The organism is Emticicia sp. (genome assembly GCF_049241225.1).
In the GTDB taxonomy this organism is placed as follows: domain Bacteria; phylum Bacteroidota; class Bacteroidia; order Cytophagales; family Spirosomataceae; genus Emticicia.
Genome location: NZ_JBMLRC010000391.1, coordinates 1 through 20567, shown reverse-complemented (window position 1 = coordinate 20567; position 20567 = coordinate 1). Strand labels below are relative to the sequence as shown.

Below are 20567 nucleotides of genomic sequence, written 5' to 3'. Positions count from 1 at the left end.
TTTTTCTTAATCAATACAACTTAAGATCACATCACAGGCAAATTTTATTTCTTCTTCGGTAATGATTAATGGCGGTGCAATTCTCATCGAATTGTCACAGTATAAAAACCAATCGGTAATTACTCCTTTTTCGATGGCACGATCAATTATTGGCTTTAATACCTCAAAACTTTCAAATTCAACCGCGAGCATCAATCCGATACCTCTTACATCTTTTATTTTGGGATGAACTAATAGCTTTTTAAAAAGTTGTGATTTTTGCTCAATAAAACTACAATCTATTGATTTACAGGCTATTCGATTACAATCTTTCTGACAATTATTGGGATCATACAATAAATTTTCTTCAAAAATAACATTAAGAGTAGCCAAAGAAGCAGCACAACTCACTGGGTGCCCCCCAAAAGTTGTAATATGACCTAAAATAGGGTTATCTTTTAAAACAGCCATTATTTCATTGGGTGCTATAAATGCTCCAATGGGCATTCCTCCACCCATTCCTTTTGCACATAGTAAAATATCTGGATGAACACCGTAATGATCAAATGCCCAAAATTTACCGGTACGTCCAAATCCACTTTGAATTTCATCAAACACCAACAATGCACCTACTTCAGTACAACGGCTCCTCAGTGCATGTAAATAGTCATGATTGGCGGCTAAAACCCCAGACTCCCCACCTACTGGTTCGAAAAATACTGCTGCCGTTCGGTTTGTAATTTTCTCTAGATCATTAAAATCATTTCTCTCAATTTTATCAATCGAAGACAGTAAAGGACGGTAATTACGCTTAAAATGTTCATCGCCAAGTGATAAAGCACCTTGAGTAGACCCATGATACGCTTTATTGCAGGATACAATATTTGTTCGTTGTGTGAATCTTTTAGCCAATTTCATAGCACCTTCTACCGCTTCAGTACCCGAATTTGTAAAATAAACATTATTCAATGATGTATGACCAAGTGTCTTACAAAGTGCTTCTGCTAGATGCACTTGTGGGGCTTGGATGTATTCACCATAAACCATTAAATGCATATAATTATCCACCTGATTCTTTATTGCTTCGACCACCTTGGGATGTCGATGGCCAACATTACTTACGCCGATACCTGATATTAAATCGATGTATTTTTTAGTTTCACTGTATAAATAAATTCCTTCCGCTTTCTGAATTTCAAGTGCAAGTGGGAAATCGGAAGTTTGTGCTACATTTTGCAAAAAAAGTTGACGCGTTGTCATAGAGTATGTTGATTTTTTTTACAAATTTGGCACAAAAAAAACTCGCATGCAAAGCCCACGAGTTTTAAGTACTAACCTATTATTTATGAGTCGTTAATTACTCCAAAACATACCTGTTACAGAATAAATTCTACATACAGAGAATGACTATTAATTTTTCAACTTACCAATCCCGACACGCTTATTAATAATCTATACCACGAAAATAATAGATAAATCTTAAGCTACAATACACATGAGACAAAATGCCTAAATCTTGCGACTATCATGATTTACTACCTATTTTTCTCAGTAATTCGTCAGAAAACTGTTCACTAACTGGGATCAAATGCGTACCGATACTGATTTTGAGATTTCGAATTGATTCTATTTTGTTGAGAGAAACGATATATGATTTGTGCACACGCATAAAAGGCATAGCCGCAAATTTTTCTTCTATGCTTTTCATTGTCATACGAGTGATTATCGGACGAGGCTGTGTACTGATATATATTTTGATGTAATCTTTCAATCCTTCTATATACAGAATATCGGCATACTTAACTTTTACCAAAGAATACTCAGCATTTACGAAAAAATGCTCTTCCTGTACAGCCTTGGTTGTATGTGTATTTTCTTTAAGCAAAAAAAGCTCGTTTGCACGATTACATGCTTTCAGGAATCGCTCAAATGAAACGGGTTTCAGTAGGTAATCAATTACATTAAGATCAAAACCTTCGATTGCGAATTGGTCATAGGCGGTTACAAAGATGATCATCGGATTTGAAACCATGCTTTTTACAAACTGTACTCCCGTTATACCTGGCATCTGAATATCAAGAAAAATCAAATCAATATTTCGATTTTCAGCTTTTTCTTTTTGTATCAGCTCAATGGCCTCAAAGGCATTTTTACATCTTCCAACAAATTCTAGATACGGCACTTGCAAGATATTATCTTCCAATAAATCAAGTGCTAAGGGTTCATCATCAACCGCTATACAACGCATATTTATAAAAGCGAAATCGCTCGTTTTGATTAATAATAGGCAGGTATTGTTTACTACAAATAATATAATCTAAAGAATAACCTATCCAATCTTCAATATTAAGATTTTAATGGTTTAAATTCTCACAATTAGACTAAAAAATCACATATTTCTTCTAAAAGAATCAAACTATTTGAAATTTAGTTTCAAATCAGTCATGTAAAGATTATTGTTTTCGCTTACGTTTAACTCGTATTGCTTCGGATACAGCAATTCCAATCGTCTTTTTACATTGTTTAATCCAATACCCGAGGCACCATCTTTTGCTTCTTTTTTATCGGTACTAAACTTATTCGTCACTTTAAAATGCAGCTCATAATTTGTTGCATTAAGCTCAACTTTTATAAACGGATCTTCGATCATCCCTACTCCGTGTTTGAATGCATTTTCAACGAAAGGAATCAGAAGCATTGGCTCGATACTTTTGCTTGAACTTAGGTAATTCACATGAAAGTCGATATTTACGTAATCGCCAAACCTCACTTTCTGTAAGTCTATATAATTAGATAAATACTTAACTTCGTTCTCGAGTGAAATTCGTTTATCGTCTTTTTCATAAAGCATATATCTTAATAAATCTGACATTTTTAATAAAACAGGTTCGACTAAATCAGACTTTTTACGATTTAATGACACTAAACTGTTCATTAAATTGAACATAAAATGTGGTGATATCTGGGACCTCAAGAACGACAATTCAGATTTCAGCCGTTCGTTTTCGTTTTCACGCTGAACTTCTTGTTGTTTTTGATAATCGGAAAAAAAACAATAGGAGGCACTAATTCCGAATACATAGAGATACTGAATAAAGGCATTTACATAAAATAGACTTTTATTTATATCGCTACCAACAAAAATGATGCGAACAATATACCTACCCCATAATAGAACCAAAATTACGGCAATTAGACTTAAAAAATACCTAATAGGCTTTTTTTTATAAATTTTAGGAAATAAGACCTCCGAATTGATATAAAAAAGAATTATCGATGAAATAGAAACGTATAACCAATATGTTGTATTGGTATATGGACTTACTCTAGTTCTTGATGAATCATTTTGAAAGGCATTTAGTAAAGGCAATGCAGTGTATCCAATCCACATAATTATGTGTAAGAATACATAAAGGTATCTGTTTTTAAACATTTTTGTTAACGAGTGTAAGGTAAGTTAGTAAGAGTTGATACAAGTATAAATACTTATGATTAAACTTATATTATTAAAAGATAAATCAATTAGAAGTCGAGACTTAGCAATGCTATTAAGCGACAAAAGCCCTCATAAAAAAATGAAGGCTTTTACCGACTACAAATAATTACTGATTTTTATCCTCTACAAATCGTACACACAATGCAGCTATTAAAAAACATACTCCTCCACCGACTACGGCAAAAATTGCTTGATTATCATATACATTCTTGACAATTGGACCACCAATGATCCCATTGATAATCTGTGGGATGGTTATGAAAAAATTAAAAATTCCCATATATATTCCCATTTTCTTGGCAGGAATTGAACCTGCTAAAATTGCATATGGCATGGCCAGGATACTTGCCCATGCAAAGCCAACCCCAATCATTGGGAGTATTAGCCATTGATAATCACTAATAAAATAGATTGAAATCAAACTTAAGCCACCAATAATCAATGAATAAGCATGGGTATTTTTTCGACCAAATTTGTTGGCCATTTTAGGCAAAAAGAAAGCATAAATAGCTGAAACTGCATTATAAACGCCAAAAATTACTCCTACCCAATTTCCTGCGGTGTTGTATGCTTCAGAACTTGAATCAGAAACTGGGAGTTTGTAAATATGCTGTGCAATGGCAGGTGTCATGAAAACCCACATCGAAAACAAGCCAAACCAAGAAAAAAACTGAACCAAGCCGAGCTGCTTCATTGTTTTTGGCATTTGCCCAAAATCTTTGAAAATATCAAAGAAACTACCCTTATCGGTTTCGAGTTCTTCGCCTTCAAATTCGGCTTGCTCTTTCGGAGAATATTCTGGTGTCTTGATAATCGTCCAAACAATACAGGTTAGTAAGAATACCGCCCCGATTATAAAAGACAATACCAAACTAAAAGGTACTTTTCCTGCCTCGGCACTTTTTTCAAAACCAAACCATTCGGTTAGAACGTAAGGTAGCCAAGAGCCAACCACAGCTCCAATACCTATTAATACCGTTTGAATTGAAAAACCAAGTGTTTGTTGTGAACTATTTAATTTATCAGCAACTAATGCTCTGAATGGTTCCATAGCCACATTAAACGAGGCATCCATAATCATCAAGAAGCCAGCACCTACCCACAGTGCAGGAAGAATACTCACAAACATATCGGCATTGGGCATCAGAATCAAACCAATGGAGGCCAAAATTGCTCCCGCTAAGAAAAACGGTCTTCTACGTCCGAGCTTAGTCCATGTTTTATCGCTGTAGTGCCCAATAATTGGCTGAATGACCATTCCTGTAAATGGTGCTACCAACCAAAACCACGAAAGATGCTCTACATCAGCTCCAAAAGTTTGTAAAATACGACTGGCATTGGCATTTTGAAGGGCAAATCCCATCTGAATTCCTAAGAATCCAATACTCATATTCCAGATTTGCCAAAAGCTTAATAAGGGTTTACTTTTTTTAGAAGTCATTTTTTGTAAGGTTAAAGTTGAATATATTTTTGATTATCGAATTTCCAAGACAGTCACACTATTAGCAGGCAAAGTCAACCTGATTGCCTCTTTAGTTGAGATTGATTTAGTTTGCTGATTAATTACAGCAGAATTCATTTCTTTTTCAAATATAGTTTTTACCGAATAACTCACTGGTTCATTGATGTTAATTTTCATCATTTCCCAAGCCCCTTGTGGAATAAAAACGCCCGTATCGTATGACTTTTCTAAGTCAAAGTTGCAAACAAATAATAATCGGGAGTCGGCACTCTTTTGGTTATCAGTAAATCTTAAATAACTAAATATTTTTTGGTCGTTGTAATTTACGGTCTGGCCATTTCCGTTCACGTATTGCAAATCGTAGAATTTACCGTCTTTTACTGCTTCATTTTCATTCGTAAACTTTAAAATTTCGGCATAAATTTTACGCAAAGATTTTTGTTCGGCTGTCAATTTTCCACCATCGTATTGATGGTTATTGACCCAATTCTGAAACTCGGGAACTCCCCAATAATCGAACATTGTTGTTCGACCATCTTCCCCGCTAAATCCTTCTGCAACTGTTGGTTTTACCCCTACCTCTTGACCAAAATAAAGCATCACTGGCCCAGTATGCAGTGCAGCACTAACAACCATAGATGGAATAGCTTTGAATGGGTTATTTGCAAATTGTTTAGACGCAATACGTTGTTCATCATGATTTTCTAAAAATCGAAGCATTCGGTTAGAAAAATCACCCGATTCATTTTGCCATACCCCCGTTATATCATTTGCATTACCATGCCCTTCCATCAATCTTCGTAGTGCGTCATAGAGTCCGACTTTATCATATAAATAATCAAATTTACCCTCAAAAATATACTGACGATAAGTTTGTGGATTATAGATTTCGGCAATAAATACGATATCTGGATTAACTTTCTTGATTTCTGGAATCACCCAGCCCCAAAACTCAAACGGAACCATTTCTGCCATATCGCATCTGAATCCATCAACTCCTTTCTTTGCCCAATATGCCAAAATATCTCGCATTTTCGACCAAGTATCTGGAACAGACTCAAAGTGCTTCGATTTATTGTTCAGATAATCAACCCCATAATTTAGTTTTACCGTTTCAAACCAATCATGGATACTTGGTCTAGCTGAAAACACATCATTGCCAGTGGCTTTTGCCGGAATTTCAGTGTAGTTTTCTTTAGGTAATACGGGTGGATTTACTCCATCAGGTACTACAAACATTTGATCCTTTATGTAATAAAAATTATTATTTGGATCAAATGATTTGGATTTATCATCGTCTTGCCCAAAATCTTTAATTCCCTTTGGCTTATTATCTGAGTGGTAACCTCTAGCTACGTGATTAGGTACAAAGTCAATGATTACTTTCAAACCATTCGAGTGGCTACGCTTCACCAGTGCGTCAAATTCTTTCATCCGATTTTTCACATCCACCGCCAAATCTGGGTCTACATCATAATAATCTTTGATGGCATAAGGCGAACCCGCAATTCCTTTCACAACTAACGGGTTATCTTGTGGAATACCATTGTTAGAATAGTCGGTCATGGTGGCGTGCTCAATAACTCCTGTAAACCACACGTGTGAAACTCCGAACTTTTTTAGTTCTTGTAAAGCCTTATCGTTGATGTCATTGAATTTGCCACATCCATTCTCTTCAATCGTACCATAAAATTTGTTTGTTGTTTTTAGATTACCGAAAAGGCGGGTGTAAATTTGATAAACTACTAATTTGTCGGTCTTAGGTAAGTTAGATTTTTCTTTGGTCATTTCTATTGATTTTTGAGCTACTGCAAAATGGCACATTGCCAAAAAGACAATCGCAATTGTTTTATTCATTTTACGTAAGGTTAAAGTTAGTTTCAAATCTAAACAGGATTTTTTTATGAAAAAATAGTTTGTTTGTGTTATTTTGCCATATAAACGAATACTTTAACACTTATGAAAACACCTCAACGACTGCTCCTTCTTGTTTTTGTACAATTAGGACTGTACTACCATGTCTTTGCACAAAAACCTGACATTCAACGCATTAACCCTACTAATTGGTGGGTTGGCATGAAAAATCCCAATCTTCAAATATTAGTTTATGGCAAAAATATTAGCTCAGCTAAGGTTAGTTTGAAACCGTATGCCGGTGTAAAACTTCTCAAAACTCAGAAGGTTGAAAACCCAAATTATGTTTTTATTGATTTAGACATCACAAAAGCGGCAAAGGCAGGAAACCTGCAATTTATTTTCAATAACGGTACCCAATCATCGACCGTAAATTACGAATTACGTTTGCGAACTGCCAAGCCTCAAGCTGTGAGTCAGGCCGATGTAGTATATTTATTAATGCCCGACCGCTTTGCCAACGGCGATGAATCGAACGATAAATATGATGACATGTTCGATACCCAAGCCGATCGTAAAAGTCCATTTTTGAGACACGGTGGCGATTTACAAGGCATAATTGACCATCTCGATTATTTCAATGAGCTGGGCGTAACCGCTCTTTGGTTAACCCCGATAATTGAAAACAATACGCACCAAACCAACGAAGGTGGTACGATGCGGAGCTCATATCATGGCTATCATTTTACTGACCATTATCAAATCGACCGTCGATTTGGCGGAAATAATGCTTATCAAAAACTCATCAATGAAGCTCATAAAAAAGGTATTAAAATCGTACAAGATGCTGTTTACAATCACGTGGGCGAAGATGCTTGGTTAGTAAAAGATTTGCCATCAAAAAATTGGTTACACAACTGGGATAAATACACCAATACATCTTACAAAGACCAACCTTTGATTGATGTAAATGGCTCGAAATACGACAAAAAAGTAACTGAAGAAGGCTGGTTTACTTCATTTTTGCCTGATTTGAACCAAAAAGACCCTTTATTAGCCAATTATTTGATTCAACACGCACTTTGGACGATTGAGTATTTTAATATTGATGCATGGAGAATTGATACTTATATCTACAACGACATGGAATTCATGAATCGTTGCAACAAAGCGATTCTTGACGAACACCCAAATATGCTTCTTTTTGGAGAGTCAGCAGTGAATACAGTAGTTAGTCAATCGTATTTCACCAAAAACAATTTGAATATTCCGTTTAAATGCAATCTTCCTTCGAGTTGTGACTTTCAGGTGCAAGGAGCAATTAATACTGCATTGAAAGAAAATTTTGGCTGGAACGAAGGCGTAAATCGTTTATACACAACACTTTCGCAAGACCTTGTATATCAAAACCCAGAAAAACTTGTACCATTCGTGGAAAATCATGACACTGACCGATATTTTTCGGTAATTGGTGAAGATTTTAATAAATATAAGTTAGGTTTAACTTGGCTTTACACCGTTCGTGGTGTTCCGCAGATGTATTATGGTACGGAGTTTTTGATGAAAAATTTCAAAAATCCATCTGATGCTGAAGTAAGAAAAGATTTTCCTGGTGGTTTTAAAGGTGATGCCGAGAATAAATTTTTAGCATCTGGAAGAAATGCCCAAGAAAATGAAGCTTTTGAGTTTAACAAAAAATTGTTGATCTATCGCAAAAGTTCTGAGGCATTGACCAAAGGCAAATTTATGCAGTTTACGCCTTTCGATGGTGGAATTTATGTACATTTTAGATATACCGATAAACAAACTGTGATGGTTGTGAGCAACACAAAAAAAACAGAATCAACAGTTCCGACCGCTAATTTTGCCGAAATTATTAAAGGTGCAAAATCAGCAAAAAACATCATGACTGGCGAAACATTGAATGATATTTCGACCATCAAAGTACCAGCAATGACGGCTTTGATTTTGGAACTCAAGTAACACAATTTTCCAAATTGTGTAGTAAAGGTTAGAATTTTAAATATGAGACAATTTAGAAAATTGTTGTACAAATAATATGATTAAAGGATTTTTATTTGATTTAGACGGCGTTATTGTTGAAACTGCCATTTTTCATTATCAAGCATGGCGTAAAATGGCCAACGATTTAGGATTCGACATTTCAGAAGAATTTAATGAAACACTAAAAGGTGTGAGCAGAATGGATTCTCTAAATTTGATTCTCGAACATGGAAATGTAGTATTGACTGAGGAAGAAAAACTGGAATTGGCTGCCAAGAAAAACGAGCATTATCTGACACTCGTTAGTAAAATGACAGCGGATGATATTCTGCCCGGCGTTCGTGAGTTCTTTGCACAAATCAAGCAAACAGATATTAAAATTGCTTTGGGTTCGGTAAGTAAAAATGCTAAAATGATTCTCGAAGGAGTCGGTCTAATCAATGATTTTGATGCGATTATTGATGGAACAAAAATCTCAAAAGGTAAACCCGACCCAGAAGTATTTCTAAAAGGTGCAGCAGAATTAGGACTTTCACCCGAGGAATGTCTTGTTTTTGAAGATGCAGTTGCCGGAGTAGAAGCAGGCAAAAATGCTAGAATGAAAGTAGTTGGAATAGGTCATGCTGAGGTTTTGACAAAAGCTGATATAGTTCTGCCAGGATTTGAAAATATTGATTTAACAGAACTTTTGAGTAAAATTCAATAGAGTATCTGGTAGTTTATTCCAGCAAATTCACCAACAATTTGACAATTAAAAAATACTTTACCTACATATAAAAATGCTGGCTTTGGCCAACGAAAATTAAAATCAAAAATGAAAAATTATATAACGCACCACGAATGGTGCATCGTAGAAAATGGTTTTCACCCAGAACACAACGAAATTACCGAAAGTTTAATGAGTTTGGGTAATGGACGTATGGGTGGGCGTGGAAATTTTGAAGAAAAATATTCAGGTAAAACTCTACAAGGAAATTATGTGGCTGGGGTTTGGTTTCCTGACAAAACTCGTGTGGGCTGGTGGAAAAATGGTTATCCAAACTATTTCGCCAAAGTTATCAATGCTTGTAATTGGACTGGAATTGATGTTGAGATTGAGGGAGAATACATTGATTTGAATACTGCCAAAGTGCTTGAATTTACTCGTACGCTTGATATGCGAACTGGTGTTTTGGAACGTACCTGCACAATCGAATTATCGAGTGGAAAAACCCTAAAAATTCATTCCCAACGTTTTTTAAGTTTGGTCGATGACGAATCGGGCGTAATTAAATATTCAATTACACCACTTAACTTTTTTGGTTCGGCAAAAATAACTGTTTCGCTTGATGGCGATGTTTCAAATAAAGATTCGAATCATGGGGAAAAATTTTGGAATGAGATTTCAAAAGAAACTGGACATGGTGAAGGATATTTGACACTCGAAACAAAGAAATCAGTATGGGAAACCGTGCCAACATTCCAAGTTTGTACAGGAATGAAGTTTGATGTGTACCAAGGAGGTGAAAAGGTTGACTGTCAGACCTTTCCTATTAAAAAAGAAAAGTACGTTGCCAACGAATTCAAAATCAATCTTGAAGAAGGACAAGAGGTCTCAATCATAAAATTTGCCGCAAACCTTTCATCAGAAAACCATTTAATTGCAGCATTAGGCGAAAATACAAAAGCTTATGTAGAAAAAGTTGCTAAGAAAGGTTTTGATACAATGTTGGCTGAACAAAAAGCTGCTTGGGCAAAAAAATGGGAAGGAAACGACATTCAGATCGACGGAGATGTAGCTGCTCAACAAGCGATACGTTTCAATATTTTCCAACTTCAACAAACCTATACTGGCGAAGATGCTCGATTGAATATTGGTCCAAAAGGATTTACGGGAGAAAAATATGGCGGTGTAACTTATTGGGATACCGAAGCCTATTGTTTGCCATTTTATTTATCAACTTCTGAACAGAAAGTTGCTCGTAATCTATTGGTTTATCGCCACAATCATCTACAAAAAGCCATCGAAAATGCCGAAAAACTTGGTTTTTCTGGTGGGGCAGCTTTGTATCCGATGGTAACGATGAACGGCGAAGAATGTCATAACGAATGGGAAATTACCTTTGAAGAAATTCACCGTAATGGAGCAATCGCCTATGCAATTTTCGATTACATCCGTTACACTGGCGATTCTCAATATTTGGCAGAATACGGTCTGGAAGTTTTAACTGGAATTTCAAGATTTTGGGCTCAGCGTGTAAACTGGTCTGCCGACAAAGCTAAATATGTGATGCTTGGCGTAACTGGGCCAAATGAATACGAAAACAACGTAAATAATAACTGGTACACCAATTATTTGGCGGTTTGGTGCTTAAAATATACGCTCGAAAGCTTTGAATCATTGAAAGCTCAGGACCAAGCTCGTTTCAACGAAATTATTGGCAAAACCAACCTTGATTACTCGACTGAAACTCAAAAATGGCAGCATATCATTGAAAACATGTATTTCCCTTATGACGAAACTCGTCAGGTATTCTTGCAGCAAGATGGTTTCTTAGATAAAGAATTACTAACGGTTGAAGATATCGCCTCTCAACGCCCAATCAATCAAAAATGGTCTTGGGATAGAATCTTGCGTTCGTGCTTCATCAAACAGGCGGATGTCTTACAAGGAATGTATTTCTTTGAAGAAGATTTTACGGTAGACGAATTACGCAGAAATTTCGATTTCTACGAACCAATGACCGTTCACGAATCTTCACTTTCGCCATGTGTTCACGTAATTCAAGCTGCAAAACTTGGCAAAAAAGAAAAAGCTTACGAAATGTATGTTCGCACGGCTCGCCTCGACATCGATGATTATAATAACGATACCGAAGATGGTTTGCACATTACATCAATGGCAGGTACTTGGATGTCGGTAGTGAAAGGCTTTGGTGGCTTGAGAGTGAAAAACGATAAACTTTCGTTTGAGCCATTCTTGCCCGAACAATGGCATGGGTTTTCGTTCAGAACAGGTTTTAGAGGAAACTCTTTAAATATTTCAATAAAAGGAAATACGATTGAAATCGAAAACATTTTTGGTAATGAGATTTCTGTATTAGTTTATGGAAAAGAGGTTGTGGTAGCTAAAAATTCTTCAACATCAGTTACTTACTAATTATTTTCTTCTCGAATTAGATAAAAAAGCTGTCAAATTAAGTTTTGACAGCTTTTTTATTGAAAAAAAATTTCAGTTAGTTGCACCCCCCTATTTCAGCCTTGAATACACTACCATTTGCAGCAGTAAACCCACCGGCAGTTAGTGTGATAGAGTTGCCCGCTCTATACGTTACACTTTGCCCTGAATTTATCACCTGACTTGAGGTGATGGTTTGGTTAGCTTGCTGAACACCAGTTGATGCTTGCCCTGATAAAGTTAACCCGTTACTGCAATTAGGAGTAATCAATACAGCCTTAGAATTCGAACTTAATTTTGCACATATTGTACCGCTAGAAATCGCAGATTGAAGCATTGATATATTTTGATTCACATAAGTCCCCAAATCGACGTTATCAGTTAGATAAGACATTCCATAAACAACATAATTTCCAGCGGCAAATAGAGAGGCATTTGATAAATCAGTGTCATTTTGAATTGAGCGAACTACGTTAGATTGTGTATTTACAATAACATATTGGTATGAATAAAATGAATTTTCGACCGGAATTAATTGTTGTACAATACCAGCCCCTGAAAAACTTACTCCTACCGTTCCTGTCGAGTTCCTATCCCATTGATAAGAAACCGTCAGCATGTAGGTAGTATTAGCAGATAAATTTAATGTTAGAGTATTTGAAGGTGCAACTCCAGAATTCATATTCAAACTGCTGCCAACCCAATTTGTACAGCCACTTTGATATGACCCCAAAAAAACGCTGATATTATTGCCACCAAAATAACCAGGTGTTATGGTAAATGTGTAGCTACCGGTAGCAGAAACGCGAAATGTGAATGGTTCATAATAAGTAATATTTGAATATGGAATTACACACCCGCTCGAACTGTATCCAATTAATGGCATTATTGGATCGGCGTTCGTTATGGTTCTTGAAATATTGCTTACTGGCACAAAATTATACAAATTAAGATTGAGGGAGGCATCTCCAACAACCCCACTAACTGCAGTGCCAGATGAAAGGTTAGATGTTTCTGCAGCACATGTGGGCAAACTATTTACAACATTAATTGGAACATTATTAATGTCAAAAAAAACTAAATTTGGATTTGATGGCACAACCTTTATTCGGCCTAGTGTGGTTGAAATATTCGGAACTGTTATAATTTGTGAACCATCATTAGGTGTATTTGCGATCAATACTGTTGAAAAAGTTGTGCCATTATCACTTGAAAATAATATATCTACATTTGTACAATTTATCGGAGCATTATTGGTGTTATTGACCGACCATGTGATTGTTTTGGCCGAACCTTGTACCCAATAAGTATTTTTGTTTTGTGATGTAATTAGAAAAGGGCCAGAATTACCATCCACGACTATGGCCGTTGAACTCATATGTACTCCACCACCACCATTTCGATTATCTCTTACTGTTAGCCTGAAATTCATAGTTCGGCTTACACTTGGTAAATCTTCACCCTCTTTATCATCTGGATTGTTTGCACTATTCAAAATAAAAGTTAAACTCGGAAAAATTCTAACGGGTGAACTAGATTGAGTCGTACGAAACAATGGGCCTGTGATGCTATTATTAGAGGTATAACCACCAGAACCTACAGTTGAATTTCCCAACGCCCCAATATCACCGGAAGCTGCTAAATCATATTGCTCCCATGTATAGCTGAGTTCATCATTATTGGCATCAATCGCCGAACCACTCAAAACAAATGGTGTATTTTTAGGAATAATACCATACGTACCTGCCACAGCCACAGGGACGTTGTTGCCAGTATTCGACGTGGTTGCACAAGTACTCCCTGATCCAGTATTGATATAATTTATCATGCTTTGCAGCGAATTTGTGTGAAAATAATTTACTTTGCCTCCTGTAATATTTAAATTATTTGAACAAATACCACTGTAAGACATCATGGTATTTCCACTACCAGGCTCATATGCATCCGATGAACTCAGATTTCCTGCAGTACATCCACCGCCATTACCTGAAAAAGTATGATTAGCATTGAATTGATGCCCAACTTCATGAGCAAAAACAAACATATCTGTTGGAGAACCAATGCCGGACCACGCACCGCCTTTGACCGAATTGTTACAAGTTGCTGATAGGTATGCTACACCACCTCCAGAATTGTGCAGACAATGCCCTAAATCATAATTTGCAGAACCAAATACCGTATTTAGCAGCGAATGAACACTGGTGATATTTTGATTATATGAATTTGTTGGATTTGTGTTTCGATAAAAAAAATTGGAACTGGAAGGATTTATAGGTGAAACCAAAACAAATCTTACGGCAAGGTCTCGCTCAAAAATTCCGTTTAATGTATTGATAGTGGCAATAACATCAGTATTTACACTGGTATTTGTGCCACCTCGACTTGAATAAAATTCATTAGTTACCATTATTGCAAAACTGTAGGTTCTTAGCACCGCACCATTGGAGTAATTACTTATTGCCTCAATATCTCTGATTCTACCATTTTGAAGTAGATTATGCTCAGCATTACATTCAAAGCTAGTTGCCTCTTGTACAAATGTTTCATATTCATCAGGTTTCTGAGCATTTTTTCTAGGTTCAATAGCAATTATTTCAGATTCATTGAAAATAGCAACGTACATTTTATCATTTGCCATGGAAATCCTACAACTCACTGAGGGTTCATCAATTTTTTGTCCATAATAGGTTTTAAACTCAGTATTTGCCCCTTTTGGTAAAATCGAGTATTCAACAACCCTAAATTGTTTTAAAGTTGTATCTTGATAGGGTAAAGAGATTACGTTCGTAGATTGTTGCAGTTTTCCAATTCCAATGATACTTTCATGAGGAGATCGAAGCAATTGACTCCTGTAAGAATTCACATCAATTTTTATTGGCCTTATATTTTTCTGTGCAAACAAGATTGACAGTGGAGAAAAAATAAAAAGTAGTAAAATTTTCTTCATATCGATAGGTCAGTTAGATTGAATGTGACGCAAAATATGTAAGATATTGAAATTTAAGAAGTGTAGTAGCAATCAATTATTCAATTTGTTTTCAAAGGGTATCAAAAAACCACCAAGTAACCTTGGTGGTCTTCAAATGTAGTTAAAATGTAATATCCTAGGTCTGAATCACCCCAACATTATATCGCTTCGTAATTGGTGCGTGATTAGCAGCTTCGATTCCCATCGAAATAATTTTTCGTGTTTCGAGTGGGTCAATCACGCCATCCACCCACAGATTTGATGCAGCGTAATACGGGCTCAACTGTGAATTATATCGGTCGGTAATTTTATCTAATAATTCTTTTTCTTCAGCTTCTCCGATCGCTACACCTTTTGATTTTAGTGTAGCTGTCTGAATCTGAACCAAAGTTTTAGCGGCTGATGCTCCACTCATTACCGCCATTTGGCCAGTCACCCAAGAGTAAATCAGACGTGGATCATACGCTTTGCCACACATGGCATAATTTCCAGCTCCGTACGAATTTCCGATGATAAACGTAAACTTCGGCACAACAGAATTGGCCATTGCATTCACCATTTTTGCCCCATCTTTAATGATTCCGCCGTGTTCGGAGCGACTACCGACCATAAAACCAGTCACATCTTGAAAGAAAACCAATGGAATTTTCTGTTGATTACAATTCATGATAAAACGTGCTGCTTTATCGGCTGAGTCGGAGTATATCACGCCACCCATCTGCATTTCACCTTTCTTTGACTTCACAATTTTTCTTTGATTCGCCACAATACCAACTGCCCATCCATTGATTCTGGCCAAACCACATAAAATTGTTTGCCCGTAACCTTTTTTATATTGGTCAAATTCTGAATTATCGACGATTCTCTCAATAATTTCGAGCATATCATAAGGTTTTGTACGGTCAGTCGGTAAGATTGAGTAAATTTCTTTAGGGTCTTTCGTTGGTAAAACTGCCTCTTTTCTATCAAAACCTGCTTTATCGAAATGCCCCATTTTATCAAAAATCTTACGAATTTCATCTAAGCAAGCTTTATCATTCGGAAACTTGTTATCTGTCACGCCCGAAATCTCACAGTGAGTAGTTGCACCACCGAGCGTTTCGTTGTCAATATCCTCTCCTATCGAAGATTTCACCAAATACGAACCCGCCAAGAATACCGAGCCACTTCCTTCAACAATCAAAGCATAATCAGACATAATTGGCAAATAGGCACCACCTGCAACACAACTCCCCATAATAGCCGCCACTTGCGGAATACCCATTGATGACATGTGAGCGTTATTCCTAAAAATTCGCCCAAAATGCTCTTTATCAGGAAAAACCTCGGCCTGCATTGGCAAATAAACTCCGGCTGAATCCACCAAGTAAATTATTGGCAAGCGATTTTCCATTGCAATTTCTTGGGCTCTAAGATTTTTTTTAGCAGAAATTGGAAACCATGCTCCTGCCTTTACAGTGGCATCGTTTGATACAATTACGCACATTTTGCCACTTACGTAGCCAATTCCGCACACGCAACCACCGTTCGGACAACCTCCTTCTTCTTCGTACATGCCTTCTCCCGCAAATGTTCCGAACTCTACAAATTCAGCATCTTTATCAACCAAATATTCTATTCTCTCACGAGCGGTTAGTTTTCCTTTGGCTTTGTGGGCTTGTATTTTTTTTATTCCTCCGCCTAATTTTAATTTCTCATACCGCTCAGTCAATTCCTTCAATAAATCTTCCATTTTTAGCATAATTCTTGTTATATTTCGTTGATGAAGCAAAATAATTATATTTTCTCTAAGTATTAAACAATTTTTCTGCAAATATGTTAAATAGTTGCCAAAACAATCATTAGTTTTGCAACTAATTTATCAACAAATCTAAAATTTAACATGACACACGTAGAATTTGAAATCGATGAACAACTAGAAATGATTCGTCAGAGTGCGAAAGACTTTGCAGAAAACTATATCCGCCCACACTTGATGGACTGGGATGAAGCACAAATTTTTCCAGTCGAGCTATTCCACAAAATGGGTGAATATGGTTTCATGGGCATACTTGTACCTGAAATGTACGGTGGCTCAGGGCTTGGTTATCAAGAATACATAACGATTCTCGACGAAATCTCAAAGGTCTGTGGCTCCATTGGCTTATCAGTGGCAGCACATAACTCGCTTTGTACTAATCATATTCTTACTTTCGGCAACGAAGAACAAAAACAAAAATATTTACCCAAATTAGCTTCAGGCGAATGGATTGGAGCTTGGGGCTTGACTGAAACAGGAACTGGTTCTGATGCGGGTGGAATGTCAACAACGGCTGTTGAAGATGGCGATTATTTTGTATTAAATGGTTCTAAGAACTTTATTACACATGCAATTAGCTCAGAGGTGGCGGTAGTAATTGTAAGAACTGGAGCGAAAGGAGATTCTCACGGCATGACTGCCTTAATCATCGAGAAAGGAACTCCAGGTTTTACGGCTGGCAAAAAAGAAAATAAACTTGGTATGCGTGCCAGCGAAACAGCCTGTTTGTTTTTCGATAATTGTCGAGTACATAAAGATAATGTTTTGGGGGAAATTGGCGACGGTTTTGTACAATCGTTGAAAATTTTGGATGGTGGAAGAATTTCTATTGCAGCTCTTTCACTTGGAATTGCTCGTGGAGCTTATGAAGCAGCTTTAAAATATGCTCAAGAAAGAGAACAATTTGGTAAAGCAATCATTAATTTTCAAGGAATTAGCTTCAAATTAGCCGAAATGGCCACTAAAATAGAAGCAGCCGAATTACTGACACGCAACGCCGGAACGCTGAAAATGCAAGGCAAAAAAATGACTAAGGAAGGTGCAATGGCCAAACTTTTTGCCTCAGAAACAGCCGTTGAGGTTGCAACCGAAGGTATTCAGATACATGGTGGATATGGCTACACCAAAGATTTTCCAGCCGAAAAATTCTACCGTGATGCTAAACTTTGTACGATTGGCGAAGGAACGAGCGAAATTCAGAAATTGGTTATTAGTAGAGAGATTGTGAAGCACCCCTAGCCCCTAAAGGGGGACACCTATTTCGCGGCAAAATATTTTTTCAACTTGAATTTTAGCACCCTTTAGGGCGGGGGGGTAATTATGCAAAAAGAAAATATGTTCTATGGAGCTACTCCAGAAATTTTTGAATTTGCTAAAAGGAACAGAGCGAATCCTACACCTGCAGAAGATTTACTTTGGAATTATCTGTGCAAAAATCAATTGGATGGTTTACGTTTTAAAAGACAACATCCAATTGGTCAGTACATAGCTGATTTTTATTGTCACTCAGTAAAATTAGTTATTGAGCTTGATGGAAGTATTCATCGATTACCCCAAGTCTTTCAAAACGACTTAGAAAAAGAAGATTTTATCAAAGCAAATGGCTTAAAAATTTTAAGATTTACAAATCAAGAAGTTTTTAAAAATGTAAATGACATCCTAAATAAAATTAGAGAATCAGCAAATCCCCCTTTAGGGGTTAGGGGTATGAAACTAATTGAATGTCCACGAGATGCTATTCAAGGAATAAAGCATTTTATTCCAACTGAAAAAAAGATAAAATACATCAATTTATTGCTCGAAAGTAATCTATTCGATACCATTGATTTTGGCAGTTTTGTTTCCCCAAAGGCAATTCCACAAATGGCTGATACTGCTGAGGTTGTGCGAGGTTTAGATTTGAGTCAAACCCAAACCAAACTTTTAGCAATAATAGCGAATGAGCGTGGAGCAACTGAAGCTTGTCAATTTGAGCAAATTTCCTATTTGGGATATCCATTTTCTATTTCAGAAACATTTCAGCTTCGGAATACAAATGCAACAATCGCTGAATCTTTGGAAAGAGTAAAAGCGATTCAAGAAATTACAGAAAAGGCTGATAAACAATTAGTTATCTATATATCTATGGGTTTTGGTAATCCTTACGGTGATGATTGGAATGCTGAAATTGCCATAAAATGGGTTGATGAATTGCAAAATTTGGGCATTAAGATTTTTTCGTTATCCGATACGGTTGGAGTGGCAACGCCCGAATCAATCACCTATCTTTTTGAAAATCTAATTCCAAAATATCATCATTTAGAATTTGGTGCTCATCTGCATACAACTCTCGATACTTGGCAGGAAAAAGTAGATGCCGCTTACAATGCAGGTTGTAGAAGATTTGATGGTGCATTTATGGGTTACGGAGGTTGCCCAATGGCGGCCGACGAATTGGTGGGCAATATGCCAATGGAGAATTTATTACCCCCGCCCCCTAAAGGGGAGTATAATATTGAACATTTCATATCAGCTTTTCAAGAATTAATAGCATAATGTTTTATACAAATTCTGACATACAGAAATTTCACTCCGTTAAGTTTCAGTTGATAAAAACTCAGCAGGATGGTAATTTATTTACAATCACGCTTAATCGTGCCGAAAAACGCAATGCCTTCACTCCTACCATGCTCCGAGAGTTGGCTTTTGCATTAGAATTTGCCCATCAATCAAATGATATTTGGTGTGTTCTAATTCAAGCCGAAGGACCAGCGTTTTGTGCAGGTATGGATTTGACTATTTTTCAAAATCCAGCTTTAGATATTAAAAATGAAAGTTTACCGAAGCCAATAAAAGAAATTACAATTGGTGATGCTTTCAAAAACCTTGAAAAACCTTGTATTGCCAAAGTTGAAGGAAGTGTTTTTGCGGGTGGATTTTTAATTATTGGAGGATGCAGTTTTGTGGTTTCAGTCGATGATGCCCTGTTTGGATTACCCGAAGTAAAAAGAGGGATTTTTCCGATGCAAGTAATGGCCACTTTACTCAAAATCATGCCCCAACGTAAAGCAATGGAAATGGCCATTTTGGGTAAAAACTATTCAGCAAAAGAAGCTTTTGAGCTGGGAATCGTAACGCATCTTTCTTCAAAAGAAAATATCGAACAAGAAACGAAATCTCTGATAAACAGCATTTTAGAAAACTCTCCATTTGCTATAAAGAAAGGTTTTGAAGCGATGAATAATTTTCAGAATTTACCCGAAAACGAACAGCATCATTACCTTTTGGGCATCTTGCAAGAAATTAGAGATTCGGAAGATGCCAAAGAAGGAATCTTGGCTTTTAAAGAGAAAAGAAAGCCATTTTGGCGAAATGAATAGGAGATTTTTGAATCATTTTAATTCCATTGTAGAGACGTTACATGCAACGTCTCTACTAGTTTTTGCATTTCAAGAATTCATTTTTCTACAAAACCTTTTCTGTATCAGTCACATACACACGAGTACAAACACTAAATGTGCCTCCATTGGGGTCTTTGTATTTAGTTTCTACATAAAAGGCTTGATAGCCCTTTTTGGGAAGTGGTAATGAAGCCGTAATTTTTGATAAATCTTTCAGCTTGATGTTTTTGCTTAGCCAAAGATTATTTCTAAAATCTCGGTCAGAGGAAGTCGTTTGCCATAAAGTTGCCTCAACCAAATTTTCAGGCATGGCATTAACTGTCAGTTCAGCAATCACTTTATTAGAACTTATTTCCCAAGAATTTACTGGATACGGCTGATTCAAGACTGTAAGTCCAAAAAAGGCACTTAAAGTTTCAAAAGCTTGTTTTCCTCCGCCTAAATTATGGCCAACATTCGGCACATAATG

14 protein-coding genes are annotated in these 20567 nt (G+C 36.5%); 6 read left to right on the top strand and 8 right to left on the bottom strand.

Features of this window, described 5'->3' with window-relative positions:
* Positions 1 to 6: 6 nt before the first annotated feature.
* The 5 genes from ACOVO2_RS20480 to ACOVO2_RS20460 all read right to left on the bottom strand — a co-directional run bounded on the left by ACOVO2_RS20480 (position 7) and on the right by ACOVO2_RS20460 (position 6794).
* On the bottom strand, positions 7 to 1239 hold the full coding sequence (locus ACOVO2_RS20480) for an aspartate aminotransferase family protein (protein ID WP_421771767.1): 1233 nt from the start codon (positions 1237 to 1239) through the stop codon (positions 7 to 9).
* 265 nt (positions 1240 to 1504) lie between these two features.
* Positions 1505 to 2227: a LytR/AlgR family response regulator transcription factor gene (locus ACOVO2_RS20475; protein ID WP_421771766.1), complete on the bottom strand. Its 723-nt coding sequence runs from the start codon at positions 2225 to 2227 to the stop codon at positions 1505 to 1507.
* A gap of 168 nt (positions 2228 to 2395) precedes the next feature.
* A complete protein-coding gene (locus tag ACOVO2_RS20470) occupies positions 2396 to 3370 on the bottom strand; it encodes a sensor histidine kinase (protein WP_421771768.1) in 975 nt (324 codons plus the stop codon).
* A 211-nt stretch (positions 3371 to 3581) separates the two neighbouring features.
* Positions 3582 to 4916: an MFS transporter gene (locus ACOVO2_RS20465; protein ID WP_421771765.1), complete on the bottom strand. Its 1335-nt coding sequence runs from the start codon at positions 4914 to 4916 to the stop codon at positions 3582 to 3584.
* Between the two features lie 33 nt (positions 4917 to 4949).
* The gene (locus tag ACOVO2_RS20460) at positions 4950 to 6794 is read right to left on the bottom strand and encodes an alpha-amylase family protein (protein WP_421771764.1); all 1845 of its coding nucleotides are present in this window, start codon (positions 6792 to 6794) and stop codon (positions 4950 to 4952) included.
* 102 nt (positions 6795 to 6896) lie between these two features.
* On the opposite strand from ACOVO2_RS20460, the gene ACOVO2_RS20455 reads away from it, so the two are divergent.
* From ACOVO2_RS20455 to ACOVO2_RS20445, 3 genes are all read left to right on the top strand, one after another.
* Positions 6897 to 8774, top strand: coding sequence for a glycoside hydrolase family 13 protein (locus ACOVO2_RS20455; RefSeq protein ID WP_421771763.1), 1878 nt, complete (start codon positions 6897 to 6899; stop codon positions 8772 to 8774).
* A 76-nt stretch (positions 8775 to 8850) separates the two neighbouring features.
* Positions 8851 to 9501, top strand: coding sequence for a beta-phosphoglucomutase (pgmB, locus tag ACOVO2_RS20450; RefSeq protein WP_421771762.1), 651 nt, complete (start codon positions 8851 to 8853; stop codon positions 9499 to 9501).
* A gap of 108 nt (positions 9502 to 9609) precedes the next feature.
* Complete coding sequence (locus ACOVO2_RS20445) at positions 9610 to 11934, top strand: family 65 glycosyl hydrolase domain-containing protein (RefSeq protein WP_421771761.1); 2325 nt, start codon at positions 9610 to 9612, stop codon at positions 11932 to 11934.
* A 76-nt stretch (positions 11935 to 12010) separates the two neighbouring features.
* Here ACOVO2_RS20445 and ACOVO2_RS20440 read toward each other — a convergent pair whose 3' ends face one another.
* Both ACOVO2_RS20440 and ACOVO2_RS20435 read right to left on the bottom strand, forming a co-directional pair.
* Positions 12011 to 14899: a reprolysin-like metallopeptidase gene (locus tag ACOVO2_RS20440; protein ID WP_421771760.1), complete on the bottom strand. Its 2889-nt coding sequence runs from the start codon at positions 14897 to 14899 to the stop codon at positions 12011 to 12013.
* Positions 14900 to 15056: 157 nt separating this feature from the next.
* A complete protein-coding gene (locus tag ACOVO2_RS20435) occupies positions 15057 to 16661 on the bottom strand; it encodes an acyl-CoA carboxylase subunit beta (protein WP_421771759.1) in 1605 nt (534 codons plus the stop codon).
* Positions 16662 to 16802: 141 nt separating this feature from the next.
* Between ACOVO2_RS20435 and ACOVO2_RS20430 the strand changes: the two genes are divergently transcribed.
* The 3 genes from ACOVO2_RS20430 to ACOVO2_RS20420 all read left to right on the top strand — a co-directional run bounded on the left by ACOVO2_RS20430 (position 16803) and on the right by ACOVO2_RS20420 (position 20077).
* The gene (locus ACOVO2_RS20430) at positions 16803 to 17957 is read left to right on the top strand and encodes an acyl-CoA dehydrogenase family protein (protein ID WP_421771758.1); all 1155 of its coding nucleotides are present in this window, start codon (positions 16803 to 16805) and stop codon (positions 17955 to 17957) included.
* An 81-nt stretch (positions 17958 to 18038) separates the two neighbouring features.
* Positions 18039 to 19253 (top strand): DUF559 domain-containing protein, encoded by a 1215-nt coding sequence (locus tag ACOVO2_RS20425; RefSeq protein WP_421771757.1) that lies wholly within the window; start codon positions 18039 to 18041, stop codon positions 19251 to 19253.
* Positions 19253 to 20077 (top strand): enoyl-CoA hydratase/isomerase family protein, encoded by an 825-nt coding sequence (locus ACOVO2_RS20420; RefSeq protein WP_421771756.1) that lies wholly within the window; start codon positions 19253 to 19255, stop codon positions 20075 to 20077. Before ACOVO2_RS20425 ends, ACOVO2_RS20420 begins: the two co-directional genes overlap by 1 nt.
* An 85-nt stretch (positions 20078 to 20162) precedes the next feature.
* Here ACOVO2_RS20420 and ACOVO2_RS20415 read toward each other — a convergent pair.
* Positions 20163 to 20567 (bottom strand): PhoPQ-activated protein PqaA family protein (locus ACOVO2_RS20415; RefSeq protein ID WP_421771755.1); only part of this gene is annotated, 405 nt, incomplete at its 5' end.